The sequence below is a fragment of the Myxococcus faecalis genome, assembly GCF_050039385.1.
GTDB classification, from domain to species: domain Bacteria; phylum Myxococcota; class Myxococcia; order Myxococcales; family Myxococcaceae; genus Myxococcus; species Myxococcus fulvus.
In genome coordinates this window covers 10,184,927-10,199,334 of record NZ_CP144336.1, presented here as the reverse complement: position 1 = coordinate 10,199,334, position 14,408 = coordinate 10,184,927, and the positions used below count along the sequence as shown (strand labels likewise).

At 70.3% G+C, this 14,408-nt stretch carries 9 protein-coding genes; 3 read left to right on the top strand and 6 right to left on the bottom strand.

Annotated elements, in window-relative coordinates; genetic code table 11:
- Positions 1–26 precede the first annotated feature (26 nt).
- From VZQ01_RS40610 to VZQ01_RS40600, 3 genes are read right to left on the bottom strand one after another with little or no spacing between them, the layout of a single operon-like run.
- On the bottom strand, positions 27–4,310 hold the full coding sequence (locus VZQ01_RS40610; protein ID WP_426746333.1) for a serine/threonine-protein kinase: 4,284 nt from the start codon (positions 4,308–4,310) through the stop codon (positions 27–29).
- 52 nt (positions 4,311–4,362) lie between these two features.
- Positions 4,363–6,762, bottom strand: coding sequence for a protein kinase domain-containing protein (locus VZQ01_RS40605; protein ID WP_426746332.1), 2,400 nt, complete (start codon positions 6,760–6,762; stop codon positions 4,363–4,365).
- Between the two features lie 27 nt (positions 6,763–6,789).
- Positions 6,790–8,850, bottom strand: coding sequence for a serine/threonine protein kinase (locus tag VZQ01_RS40600; RefSeq protein ID WP_426746331.1), 2,061 nt, complete (start codon positions 8,848–8,850; stop codon positions 6,790–6,792).
- A gap of 62 nt (positions 8,851–8,912) precedes the next feature.
- On the opposite strand from VZQ01_RS40600, the gene VZQ01_RS40595 reads away from it, so the two are divergent.
- Both VZQ01_RS40595 and VZQ01_RS40590 read left to right on the top strand, forming a co-directional pair.
- Positions 8,913–10,310 (top strand): sigma 54-interacting transcriptional regulator, encoded by a 1,398-nt coding sequence (locus VZQ01_RS40595; protein ID WP_223749046.1) that lies wholly within the window; start codon positions 8,913–8,915, stop codon positions 10,308–10,310.
- Between the two features lie 158 nt (positions 10,311–10,468).
- Positions 10,469–11,404, top strand: a complete 936-nt coding sequence (locus VZQ01_RS40590; RefSeq protein WP_426746330.1) for a DUF4382 domain-containing protein — start codon at positions 10,469–10,471, stop codon at positions 11,402–11,404.
- A 252-nt stretch (positions 11,405–11,656) separates the two neighbouring features.
- Here VZQ01_RS40590 and VZQ01_RS40585 read toward each other — a convergent pair whose 3' ends face one another.
- The 3 genes from VZQ01_RS40585 to VZQ01_RS40575 form a co-directional block, all read right to left on the bottom strand.
- Positions 11,657–12,610, bottom strand: a complete 954-nt coding sequence (locus tag VZQ01_RS40585; RefSeq protein WP_223749048.1) for a hypothetical protein — start codon at positions 12,608–12,610, stop codon at positions 11,657–11,659.
- Between the two features lie 11 nt (positions 12,611–12,621).
- Positions 12,622–13,302 (bottom strand): hypothetical protein, encoded by a 681-nt coding sequence (locus VZQ01_RS40580; RefSeq protein WP_223749140.1) that lies wholly within the window; start codon positions 13,300–13,302, stop codon positions 12,622–12,624.
- A gap of 124 nt (positions 13,303–13,426) precedes the next feature.
- Positions 13,427–13,585 (bottom strand): hypothetical protein, encoded by a 159-nt coding sequence (locus tag VZQ01_RS40575; protein ID WP_223749049.1) that lies wholly within the window; start codon positions 13,583–13,585, stop codon positions 13,427–13,429.
- 401 nt (positions 13,586–13,986) lie between these two features.
- Between VZQ01_RS40575 and VZQ01_RS40570 the strand changes: the two genes are divergently transcribed.
- A complete protein-coding gene (locus tag VZQ01_RS40570) occupies positions 13,987–14,337 on the top strand; it encodes a hypothetical protein (RefSeq protein WP_426746329.1) in 351 nt (116 codons plus the stop codon).
- Positions 14,338–14,408 lie beyond the last annotated feature (71 nt).

Genomic DNA, 14,408 nt, shown 5'->3' with positions numbered 1-14,408 from the left:
GGTCGTCAGGGAATACCCGTGACCTCTCATCTCCCGAGGGGCGGGGGCGTTTTCCCTGAATTTGTCTGGCCATACGTCTGGAGGATGCCATTCACCGAGCGCGCCTCGGGGTGGTGGGGGTGGCGCTTGACGAAGGTCCGGTAGCGCTCGAGGGCGCCCTCGGTCCTCCCGAGCAAGAGCTGCATGGCGCCGGAGAGGACGAGGCAGTCGGGCTGCTCGGGAGCCATGCGCAGACAGTCCTCGGCGAGCAGGAAGGCGTCGTGGTGCTGACCGGAGCGCGCCAGCCGTTGCGCCTGGAGGGCCAGACGCTCGGCCTCCTCGTGATTCGGAGTGGAGGGCCGGCGCGCCTTCTCCCATGGGGTGACGTGGACCTCGGCCTCGCCCTCGTTGTCGAAGCTGGCGTCGTCGATGAAGGCGCAGCGCAGGCCCTGGATGCCGCGGACGCGGGCCTCTCGCCACTCGGAGATGAGGACCTGCAGGGGCTGCTCGGCATGGGCACCCGGCTCGCGGGGGCCCGGGGCGGACTCGTGGGGGGACCATTCGAGGCAGGCCACCTGGGCGGCCGGGCCGTGCGCGCGGCCTCGGAGGAACACGCCCTCCCCTCGGGGCACGAGTGAGAGGGCATAGGTCTGCCGGACGTCGAGCCCCTTGATGAGGAAGCCCTTGCGAGCGGAGAGGCGCATGGGCTCGGGGTGGAAGGTGAAGCGCTGTTGGTCCTCGGTGTTGACCTTGCGGAGGTAGACGGACTGGGGCGAGAGGTCCTCTCGCGTGGGCTCGCCGAGGGTGAACAGCGAGATGGCGCGGACGCCCTGGAGGGTGATGGGGTGGCGGGACACGATGCCCTCGCGGACCTCGGGACGGACCGCGTCTCCGGAGAGCAGGAAGAAGACGAGGGGCTCCCTGCGCGGCGTGGGCTCCTGGATGAGCGGGTCGGCCATCCACTTCGCCTGCGTCATCCCCCAGAAGCTGTAGCTGGCCGAGGCATCGAGGCGGGAGAAGGCGACCAGGTCGAGCGGCACGCGCAGGACGTGGCGCTTCGAGTCGAGCACGAAGGCCGTCTCCTTCGGGTACTCGCCCACGGACTCGGGCTCATCGGTGGGCTCGGTGCCGTCGGCTCCTGGCGAACCGTGGGGCGCGACGACCACGGGCGGCCGTGCGTCCGGGGACGCGGCGGTCGGTCCATCGGGGGCTGGCTGGGGTCGCGCCCGCGGACGGAGGGGGCTCGCCCCACCGGCTTCCTTCGGAGCGGGAATGGGCTGGGTCGGGGAGATCTCCCCGGGCTCGGACCGCCTCGATACGAGGAAGGGGATGGCCACCGCGGAGAGCAGCAGCAGGGCGGCGCCCGCGGCGATGAGGGTTCGACGATGACGCCTCGGGATGGAGATGGAGGCGAGCCGGACCGTGGGCGCGCTCCCGGCGGGAACCGAGTTCAGCACCACGGTGGGCGCGTTCGCGGCGCGCGCCGAGGCCTCCTGATTCGACATGGGCGCCATCCCCGCGGGCAGCGTGCGACGCGGAGGCGGCGACGCGGGGAAAGGCGGGGTCGGCACGGCGTCCGAGCGAAGCACCTCCGTGGGCGCGCTCGCGGCGCGTGGCGCGGCCGCTGGAGCCCCCATCGGCGCCGGGCCCAGGGTGTGCGTGCGACGTGGCGGCAGCGAGGTAACGGAGTCGGAGTGGAGCAACTCCGTGGGCGCGCTCGCCGCACGTGTGGAGGCTTCCGGGATGGCCCTGGGAGCTGAATCCAGGGTGTGGGTACGACGTGGCGCCCCCGGCGTCGCGGAGGTGGCTCCTGGGTGCGGTGACTCCACGGAGGCGCTCGCCGCACGCGCGGATGACTCCGGGACGACCGCGGGAGCCGAGCCGAGGGTGCGAGTACGACGTGGCGGCGCAGTGGAGGTCGCCACGGTTCCCGGCGCGGGACCTGAGTGCCCCTCCGCGGGCGAGCTCGCCGCACGAGTCGACGCGTCCTGGGCGACCAGGGGAACCGGACCCGAGGTCTGGGTGCGACGTGGGGGCGGAGGGGCCGCCGCCGAGGTGGATGGGGCCGATCCGGGGTACCCCTCCGGATAGCTGGTCGCCGCGCGCGCCGACGGCACCTCCTGGAGGACCATGGGCATCGAGCCCGAGGTCTGCGTGCGACGTGGAAGGGGAGGAGCCGCCCCCGAGGCTGTTTGGGCGGATCCGGGGTACCCCTCCGGATGGCTGTTCGCCGCGCGCGCCGACGACACCTCCTGGAGGTCGCTGGGCATCGAGCCCGAGGTCTGGGTGCGGTGTGGTGACGACGAGGAAGGCCCCTGGACCGAGGGGAACCGCACGGTGGGCGTGCTCACGGCCGACGAGGCGTCGTGAACCGCCGCGGGGAGCGAGCCCGCAGTCTGCGTACGGCGAGGTGACGAAACCGAGCCCCCCGACGAGCTCGAGGCGGAGACCGAGAACGCGGGCATCGTGTTCTCCGCCGCGTCATCGCTCGCCACGGAGAACAAGGTCGAGGTCTGCGTGCGACGCGGTGGCGTCGTCGACGAAGGTCCCGATGCGATCAACGCCGAGAGCGAGAACTCCGGCATCGTGAACTCGGAAGCCTCGGGGACCACCGAGGGCAGCGAGCCTTCCGTGCGGGCGCGTCGGGGCGGCGACGATGAAGGTCCCGACGGGTTCGAAGCGGAGAGCGAGAACTCCGGCACCGTGGAGTCGGGAGCCTCGGGGACCACCGAGGCCAGCGAGCCCTCCGTGCGGGTGCGTCGAGGAGGCGGCGACACGGATGGCCCCGACGGAGCGGAAGCGGAGAATGCGAACGCGGGCACCGTGAGCTCAGGTGCCGCGGGCAACGAGCCCTCGGTGCGGGTACGACGTGCTGGAGACGCCGAGAACGACCGCGCCTCGGAGGTGCTGGCCGAGGACGCAGGCAGCTCCCCAGACGTCTGGGTTCGACGCGGTGATGAGGGGCCCGGAGTCGTCGGACTCGAGGCTCCACCGTTCGGCGCCTCCACCGAGGACACCGCGCCGCCAGGCATGGCCCGGGGGCCGGAAGTCACCGCGGACCGAGGCGGCGTGGACCGGGTCGCTGACCCCGACGTCGAGGCGCGCGGCGGCGTTGCTGGCGAGGCGCCCCCGCCGGTCGAGCGCTCCCCTGCCCCGCCATCCCCTCTCACTGCCTTCGCGGGTCCAGGCGTCGTGGGCCGCGTGGACGCCAGCGGAGGACCTGATGGCGCGGGGCGAACCCCGGCCCCCACTCCGGGCGTCGTGGGTCGAGCATCCTCGGGCGTCACGTCCGGCAGCGGTGCTCGGGCACCGGAGCCTGGCGACTCCTGCTCTCGCCACGTCGACAGCTCCTCGACGAAGGCGGGAGGGACCTGGAGCTCACGGCCGTCCTTCTGCAAGTCCTCCCGGAACAGCTCACGAACCAGGTAGGCCAGGTTCATCGTCGAGAACCGGGGCGCGAACGAATAGAGGAACGCGGCCAGCGTGTCGCCGAAGGCATTGGCGGACTCGAAGCGCCGCGCCACGTCCACCGACAGCGCCTTGAGGATCAGCTCATTCAGCTCGGGTGGCAGCTCCTGGCGCAATTGGATGGGCGGCGGGAAGTCGCCCTGGGCCATGCGGGTGAGGACCACCGGCTCGGGCCCCACCACGGGAGGCTGTCCACAGAGCATCTCGTACAGCACCAGTCCCGTGGCCCAGATGTCCGTGCGAGCATCCACGTCGCGCCCCCGGGCCTGCTCGGGGGAGAAGTACAGGTACTTGCCGCGCACGACGCCGGGCTCCGTGTGGAAGCCGCGCAGCATGCGGGCCTTGGCGATGCCGAAGTCGACGATCTTGACCTGGCCCTCGTAGCTGATGAGGACATTGTCCGGAGAGATGTCGCGGTGGACGATGCCCAGCGGCACGCCCTTCTCGTTCGTGCGCGTGTGCGCGTAGTTCAATCCCCGACACATCTCCAGGGCGACATAGACGGCCAGGGGGATGGGCAGACGCGGCAGGCCCATCCGCGCGCCCCGCTTCAGGACGCGATGGAGCGGCTGTCCATCCACCAGCTCCATGGCCAGGAAGTACTGGCCATCCATCATCCCGAAGTCGAAGACCTGCGCGACGTTGCCGTGGGACAGCGAGGCCGAGATGCGCGCCTCGCTGATGAACATGGAGACGAAGGCGTCGTCGTCGGCGAACTCGGGCAGGACCTTCTTGATGAGGACGGGCTTGGTGACTCCGGCGGCGCCGAGCAGCCGCGCGCGCCACGTCTCCGCCATGCCGCCACGGCCGATGAGGAACTGGAGCTCGTAGCGTCCGAACTGCTCATGTGGATCATGCGCCATGAGTGCCCCCCCGGGCCTTGCGCGGAAGATACGACAGGTCACGAACGAACGCTCACCGCGGTGGATCCACCCCTTCCAGACCTGACAACAAGCCCTTCACGACCTCCGTCTGTGCATGCCGGGGATGCAGCTCCAGGAACCGTCTGTAGATGCGCGCCGCCTCGTCCGGGCGCCCCTCCAGCGTCGACGCGGTCCCGGACATGAGCAGACATTCCGCGTGCTGGGGGGCCAAGGACAGACACTTCTCCCCGAGCGAGCGCGCGCCCCCGGCGTCACCGGCCTGCAGCCGTTGCCGCATCTGCAGGACCAGCGTCCCCACGTCCGCGCTCCGCGCCTTCTTCGGAGGCGGACGCTGGGAGGGCTCGGGCTCCTCGATGCGCAGCCGCAGCGCGCCCGAGTTGCCGTCCACGCTGTCGTCGATGAATGCACACCGCAGCCCGAGCACGCCTCGAACGCGACGCTCGGTACCGACGGAGAGGAGGAACTGGAGCAGGGCCCCTTCCCGCTCGGGCCTGGGGGCGTTGCGTGGCGCGGACTCCGCGTCGGGCAGCCACTGCGCGCAGAGGACGGCGCGCGCGGGTCCTGCCTTGGGTCCGTGGAGGAACGCGTCGCGCTCGGTCGGCTCCAGCTTGAGGGAGTACAGGACCGCCGGGTCCAGGCCGGTGAGCGTGAGCGCTCGCTTCAGGAGGAGGCCTTCCGCGTCCGGGCGGAAGGTCGTGGTCTGGAACTCTTCGCGGCCACGGCCCGCGAGTCGGATGGTGCGTCCGGGGATGGCGCGAAGCCCCGGCGGTCCCAGCCTGAACAGCGAGGCGAAGCGGGCCCCCGAGAAGCGCGTCGGGGCGAGCGTCACCTGACCGAGACGGACGGCCTCGGGGAGTGTGTCCGCGTCCCCGGACAACAGATGGAAGACCGGGGTCGGCCCGTCGACGTCGGGGGTGAGGACCTCGGGCTCGTCCTGGGCGGGGACCGTCGCGTCGCCGAGCGCATAGGTCCGCGAGGGGTCGAGCGACTCGAAGGTCCGGAACGTCCGCGGAACGATGAGGACATCGCGGTCCGCCTCGAGCATCAGCTCCCTCACGGGATACGCGATGACGGCGGGAGGGCGCAGCTCGCCGGTCACGGGCCGCGTGTCGTCCCCCGCTACCGGAGTGCCGGTGGAGTCCGAGGGGATGGCGCGGGCGATCAGGAGTCCGGTGAGCACCGTGCCGATCCCCCCGAGGGACACGAGTCCGGCCACACGCCATCTGCGGGAGAGCCACAGGCGCGACATGAGCCCGAACGCGCCGAGCAGCTGCGTGGGCGGCTCGCCGGACAGGCGCGCGGCATCGAGCACCGTGCGGTCCAGGTCCGGACTCCTGGCCAGGGGCATGGTGCCGGGGTGTGGAGCGGCGGGGAGCTCCAGGGTCTCCCGGGGGTGCGGCTTCGAGGGGGGCCTGGAGCGGGCCTCGGAGGTGCGCCAGGACGCGAACTCCTCCTCGAAGGAGCGAGGGACGTTGAGGGTGCGTCCCTCCTTCTGGAGGTCCTCGCGGAAGAGCAGCCGGAGTGCGTGCGCCAGGTCCTGGGACGAGAACGAGCGGTTCTGGGAGTAGAGGAACTCCGCGAGCCCTTCGGCGAAGGCATGCGCGGAGTGGAAGCGCGCGGACAGGTCCACCGAGAGGGCGGACATGATGAGCGCGTCCAGCTCGGCGGGGAGGCTGGGGCGAAGGTGTCGGGGTGGAGGGAACTCGCCGTAGGCCAGCCGCAGCATCACCGAGGCCTGGGTGCCGGTGACGGGAGGTTGTCCGCAGAGCATCTCGTAGAGCACGAGCCCCGTGGACCAGACGTCACTCTGGGCATCGACCTCCAGGCCCTTGGCCTGCTCGGGGGAGAAGTAGAGGTACTTGCCGCGCACGACGCCGGGCTGGGTCTCGAAGTCGCGGGCCATGCGGGCCTTGGCGATGCCGAAGTCGACGATCTTGACCTGGCCCTCGTAGCTGATGAGCACGTTGTCCGGAGAGATGTCGCGGTGGACGATGCCCAGCGGGGCGCCCTTATCGTCGGTGCGCGTGTGCGCGTAGTGCAGGCCCCGACACATCTCCAGGGCGATGTACGCGGCGAGCGGAGGCGGCAGTCGCGGCAGGCCGAGCCTGGCGGCGCGCTTCAGGACGCGATGGAGGGGCTGGCCGTCGACCAGCTCCATGGCGAGGAAGTACTGGCCTTCGACGCGCCCGAACTCGAAGACCTGGGCGATGTTGCCGTGGGACAGCGTGGAGGAGATGCGCGCTTCACTGATGAACCGGGAGATGAAGTCCGAGTGGTTGGCGAACTCGGGCAGCACCATCTTGATGAGGACCGGCTTGGTGACGCCCGCGGCACCGACGAGCTTCGCGCGCCACGTCTCCGCCATCCCGCCCCGGCCCAGGAGGGACTGGAGCTCGTATCGGCCGAAGCGTTGGTTCCGTTCGGTGGACATGGGCGCGTGCCGTGGCGGAAGAATGGGTCAATAGCGGCTTGAGTCGTAGGCCTTGAGCAGACTCGTCACTCCGCTGCGGCTCGGATGGTTTTTCGGAGCAAGCTCAAGGAAACGCCTGTAGCTCTTTGCCCCCTCATCGATCTTGTTGAGCCGGGCGTATGTGATTCCCAGGACCAGGTGGCAATCAGGATCTTCGGGAAACATCGCATGGCATTCCTGCGCGATATCCAGAGCCGCCGGGTATTTCTGTCGCTTGAGCAACTCCCGGGTCTTCTGAACCAAGTCGCGCGCCACGCTCTCAGGGGTGCTCGTGTTCGAAGATGTGGCGGAGCCAGCTCCCGCTGGTGGATTCGCAGGGGCATCCTTGTCGTAGATGACCTTGTATCCGGGAGGAGCTTCCTTGGGTTGCGCGACCTTCGCCTCCGCGCTCTTCCTCGAGTACTCCTCCACCAGGGTCCGCGCGGTCTTCGCGAAATCATGCTCGGGGTGACGCTCGACGAACCGCTGATACCGAGCAGCGGCCTCCTCGAACCTCCCGTCTCGCGCATGGCTGGCCCCAGCAATCAACAGACACTGAGGATGGTCCGGTACGTTCTTGAGACATTGATCCGCGAAGTCCGCGGCGCTCCGATAGGCCCCGTCATCCCGAGCGCGTTGAGCCTTCTTCCGAGCCTCCTCGGCGAGCTCCGCGGCCGACATCCGGCGCGCGCCCTGTTCTTCGTCGAGCCGCCTCGGAATCGGGTACGCGGGATTCACCTGCGGGCGGGAGGACTGCGGCAGGGGCAGCTCCCGACTCCTCCCGAAGAGCCAATAGACGCCCCCCCACAGCGCGCCCACGACCGCCGCGGCGACCATCAGCATCCCCCATTTCGTCCCGCGTGCGAGGCTCCCCGTCGCGTGCGTCGGAACCTCGGGCGCATCATCCACGACCGGAGGCGGCGCCTCGCTCACCGCGGGCAACAGCTTCCGCGTCGCCCGCTGAAGCCGGGGCTTCAAGTCCGTCTCGACCTTGGACAGCGCCTGCGAGACCACCGGCTTCGACCCACGTGAGGGCTGCGGCGGCTCCTCCGCCGGAGTCTCCGCTTGCTGCCGCCACAGCGTCAGCTCATCGATGAACGACGGAGGCACGGACAACTCCCGCCCCTCCTGTGCCATGTCCCCACGGAACAGCACCCGCGCCAGGTACGCCAGGTTCATCGCGGAGAAGCGCGGTGAATACGAGTACAGGAACCCCGCCAGCGCATCCGCGAACGCATTCGCCGACTCGTACCGCGCCGACAAATCCACCGACAGCGCCCTCATGACGATGTCGTCCAGCTCCTCCGGGATGCCCGCGTACACCTCCCGAGGCGAAGGAAACTCCCCGTTCGCCATCTTCATCATCACCGCCGCCTGCGAGCCCGACACCGGCGGCTGCCCGCACAACATCTCGTACAGCACCAGCCCCGTCGCCCACACATCCGTCCGCGCATCCACCTCCCGCCCTCGCGCCTGCTCCGGCGAGAAGAACAGGTACTTCCCCTTCACCACCCCCGGCTCCGTCTGGAAGTTGCGCGCCATCCGCGCCTTCGCGATGCCGAAGTCGACGATCTTCACCTGCCCCTCGTAGCTGACCAGCACGTTGTCCGGAGAGATGTCCCGGTGCACGATGCCCAGCGGCACACCCTTGTCATCCGTCCGCGTGTGCGCGTAGTGCAGCCCCCGGCAGATCTCCAACGTGATGTACGTCGCGATCGGAATGGGCAACCGCGGCAGGCCCGTCTTCACCGCCCGCTTCATGATGCGGTGCAGCGGCGGCCCGTCCACCAGCTCCATCGCCAGGTAGTACTGCCCATCCACCCGCCCGAAGTCGAAGACCTGCGCGATGTTCCCGTGGGACAGCGTGGCGGAGATTCTCGCCTCGTTGACGAACATCGACACGAACGCGTCGTCCGCCACGAACTCCGGGAGCACCTTCTTGATGAGGACGGACTTCGTCACGCCAGCGTCGCCCATCCACCGGGCACGCCACGTCTCCGCCATTCCCCCCCGACCGAGCCAGGACACCAACTCGTATCGGCCGAACCTGTCGCCGGGCTGCAAGGCCATATCAAGAACAGACCCTACCCCACTTTCCTGGGACCCCGAACTTCCCAGGTCTTCCCCGTGCTATGTTCCGGACCGTGGCAAGTATGGGAGACGAGGATGGGGATGACGCGCTGGTCCGGACCGATACCCTGCCGGCACTCCGGAGCGCGCGCGTCCGGGTGAAGCTGGCGGTGCTGTCCGGGCCGGATGCCGGACGGGTGTACCCGCTGGCGCCAGGGCGCTACCGGGTGGGCTCCGAGGCGTCGGCGGACATCGTCCTGCCGGATCGCGCCGTCTCCAGGCAGCACCTGCTGCTGGAGGTCCGGGACAATCTCGTGCGCGCCACGGATCCAGGCTCGCGCAATGGCTCCTTCTGCGAGGGCATGCGCTTCTCGGAATTGGAGGTTCGTCCAGGGGCCACGCTGACCCTTGGGACGACGGAGCTGCGGCTCGTCGCCGAAGGCGAGAAGTCCAAGGCTCCGCCCCTCTCCACCCGGACGAGCTTCGGGGGCCTGGTGGGCACCAGCCGCCGCATGCGGGAGGTCTTCACCCTCCTGGAGCGGATGACCCAGCAGGGCGAGTCCGACGTCCTCATCCAGGGCGAGACGGGCACCGGCAAGGAGCTGTGCGCGGAGGCCATCCACACGCACGGCTCGCGCGGCAAGGGCCCCTTCGTCATCGCGGACCTCGCGGGCATCCCTCCCCAGCTCCTGGAGAGCGAGCTGTTCGGCCACGTGAAGGGCGCCTTCACCGGGGCCCAGGCGGATCGCGCGGGCGCCTTCGAGCGCGCCCACGGCGGCACCCTCTTCCTCGACGAGGTGGGCGAGCTCCCGCTCGAGGTCCAACCGCGCCTCCTGCGCGTGCTGGAGCGCCGGCAGGTCAAGCGCGTGGGCGCCAACGACTACCGCACCTTCGACGTGCGCGTCGTCGCCGCCACGCACCAGGACCTCGAGGGCGCGGTGAAGCAGGGCCGCTTCCGCGGCGACTTGTTCCACCGCCTCGCGGTGCTGCGCGTCGTGCTGCCGCCCCTGCGCGAGCGCCCCGAGGACATCCCCCTGCTCATCGACACCGTCCTCTCGCGCCTGGGCAAGCCTCCCAGCGCCCTCTCCGAGGTCACGCGCGCCCTGCTGACGCAGTACCCGTGGCCGGGCAACGTGCGCGAGCTGCGCAACGTGGTGGACCGCGTGGTCAGCATGGGCGAGGAGGCGCTCCCGGAGATGCCCGACCTGCCCGAGGCGCCCCCTCGCGCGCCCTCCTCCCAGGACGAGGAGGACGACGAGTCCACGCTGTCGCTGGCGCTCGACCTGCCCTTCAAGGAAGCCAAGGAGCGCCTCATCGAGGGCTTCGAGCGCGACTACCTGCGCAACCTCGTCGAGCGCTGCGAGGGCAACGTGTCCCGCGCGGCGCGTGAAGCGGGCATCGACCGCGTGTACCTGCGCAAGCTCCTGCGCAAGCACGGCCTGGACTCGGGCGGGCCCTGAGTCGGACGGCGACACACGCTACCGGACACGCCCACCTCCACGCGGGGTGAGTCTGCGGACAGGTCCACCGCCTTTCTCGTGGCCGATGCGTCCGGTGGCGAGTCATTTCCGTCGAAACGGCCTCCACCCCGAGGCCCCTTCGCTGGAGAAAAGCCCTCATGTCGTTCATCGACTCGCTTCGCGCGAGCCTCGTCTCGAGGTTCGCCATGGTGTTGCTGTTGCCACTGCTCGGCTGTGGTGGTGGCGATGATGGAAAGGTCTCCCTCCTGCTGACGGACGCGCCGGGTGACGGCATCGAGACGGCGGTGGTCACCATCTCGAACATCTACCTGCAGGGCGGAGACTCCGAGGGCGGTCGCGTCGTCCTGCGCGACGAGCCCGTGACGGTGAGCCTGCTGGAGCTGGCCAACTCCACCTCGGAGCTCGTGTCCGAGGCCGTGGTGCCCAACGGCGACTACGACCAGCTGCGCTTCGTCATCACCGGCGGCTACCTGGAGGTGCGCAACGAGGACGGCACCACGTCCATCTTCGCCACGTCGGATGACTACGCGGGCCTGCCCGAGGGCGCCGAGGTGTCCGGTCGGCTGCACATGCCCAGCTACGGCTCCTCCGGCCTGAAGGTGAAGTTCACGGAGAAGCTCACCATCGAGGGTGAGCAGAAGATCCTCCTGGTCGACTTCGACGTGGCGCAGAGCTTCGGCAAGGAGGCCGGCAACTCCGGCCGCTGGGTGATGAGCCCGGTCATCAAGTCCGCGGAGCTGACCGCCTCCGCGAGCATCGACGTGGAGGTGACGCTCGGCGCCGGTGTCGTCCTGCCGACACTCGAGGGCCAGGTCCTCACGCTCGCGAACCTCAACGCGGTGCTCATCAACGCCGAGGGCAGCCGCGAGACGCTGCCGCTGACGGACGCCAACGCGGACGGCACCTTCGAGGCCACCTTCCGGTTCCTCATCCCCGGCACCTTCCAGGTGCAGGTGGAGGCCCCGGTGGGCGTGAGCCTGGGCACCACGCCGGCCCAGCCGGTGTCCGTGCGGCTCGAGTCCGGACGCGACAGCACCCAGGCCTTCGTCATCACGAGCGCCCAGCTCCCGTAGTCCTCACGGGGCCCGCTTCCCCACTCCGCCTCACAGCGCGCGATGTGCGTGCGCCACGGCGAGAGGAAAAATCCACGCAGCTCGTGGCCGGCCCCGAGCGCGAGGGGTCTCCTGGATGAGAGGCCGTTTTTTCCCGCGGAACTCTCGGAATCAGGTGGGGTTGGCGCGGGGCCAGCTCCCCAGACGAGGCGTCGGGACAGTCCCCGGCGCCTCGTTTTTTCTTGCGGGCCTGGGCCTCGCGACGGCGACGGCTCAGTAGACGACGAGCGCCTGCGGGGCGTGGTAGCTGACGATGGTCAGCACCGGGATGCGCGGCGCCTCGGCGTCATCGTCGTTGCCGCCCGACGTCAACCGCACCCCGTCGAAGCGCGCCAGGAAGACGTACTCGCGACGCGCCTCGAGGAAGGGGTCCGCGCCGGAGAGCCGCCCCAGCGCCTCCCGGCCCGTCTCATCCGAGACATTGTCGAAGTGCTTGCGCGTGGTGGACGCGGTGCCGCGCTCGCGGGTGCTGAGGTTCCCACCCAGCCGCCCCGGCCCCGTGAGCTGCGTCTGCCCGCCCAGGTCACCGTTCGTCGTCGTGGTGGTGTCGAACGTCTCCCCGTAGCCCACCGGGGCATCCGACTCCACCGAGGCCAGCGTGTGCTCCACCAGCCACACCGTGGGCTTCTCCCCTTCCGAGCGCTGGTCCGCCACGCGCGCGCGCAGCAGCACGTAGCGGCCCTTGTACGTGTCCGGCCGCTCCACCGCGGAGGCGAGGGAGAAGATGGGGATCTTGCGCTCCTGCAGGTACTGGAGCTCACCGGGCACGCTGCCCCCGCGCTGCGCCACCACGCGCGCGATGAGGTTCGCGGCCTCGGGACGCACCTTCAGGTCCTCCGCCCACGCGCCGCCGAGCAGCGCTCGAAGCTGGGTGAAGGGCGTCAGCTCGATGCAGGCCTTGAGGGCGGCCCAGCCCTCGTCGCGGGACTCGGCCTGGACCCGACGCGCGGCGGCCTCGCACAGGGCCGGATTCGGATAGCGCGCGACGAAGCCCTTGGGGTCCGCGGAGGCGCTGGGCGGCGGGGCCTCGCGGGCCTTCTCGACGACGGGCGCGTCCTCGCGGGGCGGCGACTCCGTCCAGGTGACATGGGAGTGCGACGCGCCGCAGCCGGCGGCGAGCGAGCCCAACAGGGCCCAGGTGGGGACAGTCCAGGGATGGTGGCGCATGGCGCAGACTCCTAGAGCGAAGCCGAACCGGAACGAGACGACCCCGCACGCTCGCGCGCGGTGGGCGCCGTGGACGTCGAGGGCAACACGACGGAGCACACGTCCTCGCAGCGCTCGCTCAGGCACGCGAGCGTCGCGGGGCTGGTCTGCTGCTGGGCGACGTCCGCGTAGCAGCGGTCGCCGGCGGCGGGACAGCCTCGGCGCGCGGCGCACTCACAGCAGGGCGCGGCCACGGTGGCCATCAACTGCGCCTCCTGGAGGACCGTGGACAGGCCGCGGTAGCACGTGCGCGCCGTCGCCGCGAAGCGGCCCTTCGAGTCCACGATGGACACGTTGCCCCCCAGCCCGCATTTGTCCACGGCGGCGAGATAGCGCTTCTCGCACATCGCCACGAGCGTCGCGTCGGAGACGCCCTCGCGCGCATTGCCCACCGTCTCCGTGCACAGCGCGCGGGAGATGTCCTTGAGCAGCTTGCGGTTGGCGGCGTCCTGCTCGGGGCTCGGTGTGCCTGGCGTGGCCTCGGACTCGAAGACACACTCCTTGCCCTCGCGAAGCGTGTCGACGGTACAGGCCCACGCCGTCGGGGAATCATCCGAGACGGGCGGCGCCGAGAGTGCTTCCGGTGCCAGCGCCGGAGTCGCGGCGGGAGGAGCCGAACCCAACAAGAACAGGGAGACGATGAGCGCCTTCATGGACACGGCAGGTTAGCCGCCTCGCGGCGCGCCACACAAACCAGGCCCGGTGTCACTGTTCACCCCACATCTGGGCCTCCAGGACGATTCGCCGTGCACTTCCCCACGGCGCGCGCTCCCGGCGTCATGGACGTGGAAGGTCGCCGCGGTCCGAGATGAAGAGGTAGCCGAAGACCACGACGCTGATGACCACGCAGGTCAGCGCGACGACGAGCATCAAGGACAGGCGTCGGCCCACCAGGACGCTCACATAGATTTCGCCGGCCACGAGGAGCAGCAGCATGGCGAGGATGGACAGGGAGCGTCGCCAGGCCTGTCGCGACGTCGGAGGCCACCCTCGCGAGGAGCGCCCCGACGGGCGAGGACCACATGGGCTGGACGGTTCGGCTGGCATGACGCGGGCCCCCTCGTCTCGACTCGACCAGGTGTCTCGCGCCCCAACCCCTGGGCACGAGACCCGCCCCCTCCGGCGGCGCGGCGTCAGCCAGGGGAACCTGTCTGGAACGTGGAGCACCGCGCGGGGATGCGCAACGGGCCCGCACGTTGCCGGGCGCGAGCCCCGGGCCCACCGCGCGGCCTGCCTCGCGTCATCGAGGCGCTCCCCTGCCCCCATGTCGACGCCCGCGGGACACACGCGCGCACCAGCGCTTGCACCCTCACGGGGCTCGCTGGAATGGTGGGCCGATGCACGCCCCGCCGGTCGAATGGACCCCGTACGAAGCAGGAGCCTCGCTCGGCTGGGCGGGCTCGCAGGGGGGCTCCATCGCTCGGGATGAGGAGCTCGCGGGGCAGTTGCGACTCACGTACGAGCGCGATGACAGCCGCTCGTTCCATGCCGTCACCTGCGCCGTGTCGGGCTGGTTGCTCCACCATCGCTTCTTCGACAACGCGGAGGCGGCGAGCGAGGCCTATGACGCGATGAAGCCGGCGCTCGAGGATCTGCGCACCCGGCTGCGCGAGGGCGGGCCCGGCTCCCCCGAGGAGGCGCGACGAGGAGGCCCCCTGCTCGCGGCCTTCCTCGCGCGCTTCCCCTGAAACCGGTCGGGTCGCGACATTTCCGCCGAGGCGACGTTCAGGAGAACGACCGTCCCCGCCGGAGCCCCCCT

Excerpts from the sequence above, each read along its gene's own strand:
- VZQ01_RS40610 (WP_426746333.1), bottom strand. The coding sequence starts at position 4,310 with ATGGCGCATGATCCACATGAGCAGTTCGGACGCTACGAGCTCCAGTTC.
- VZQ01_RS40605 (WP_426746332.1), bottom strand. The coding sequence starts at position 6,762 with ATGTCCACCGAACGGAACCAACGCTTCGGCCGATACGAGCTCCAGTCC.
- VZQ01_RS40600 (WP_426746331.1), bottom strand. The coding sequence starts at position 8,850 with ATGGCCTTGCAGCCCGGCGACAGGTTCGGCCGATACGAGTTGGTGTCC.
- VZQ01_RS40595 (WP_223749046.1), top strand. The coding sequence starts at position 8,913 with ATGTTCCGGACCGTGGCAAGTATGGGAGACGAGGATGGGGATGACGCG.
- VZQ01_RS40590 (WP_426746330.1), top strand. The coding sequence starts at position 10,469 with ATGTCGTTCATCGACTCGCTTCGCGCGAGCCTCGTCTCGAGGTTCGCC.
- VZQ01_RS40585 (WP_223749048.1), bottom strand. The coding sequence starts at position 12,610 with ATGCGCCACCATCCCTGGACTGTCCCCACCTGGGCCCTGTTGGGCTCG.
- VZQ01_RS40580 (WP_223749140.1), bottom strand. The coding sequence starts at position 13,302 with ATGAAGGCGCTCATCGTCTCCCTGTTCTTGTTGGGTTCGGCTCCTCCC.
- VZQ01_RS40575 (WP_223749049.1), bottom strand. The coding sequence starts at position 13,585 with ATGCTGCTGCTCCTCGTGGCCGGCGAAATCTATGTGAGCGTCCTGGTG.
- VZQ01_RS40570 (WP_426746329.1), top strand. The coding sequence starts at position 13,987 with ATGCACGCCCCGCCGGTCGAATGGACCCCGTACGAAGCAGGAGCCTCG.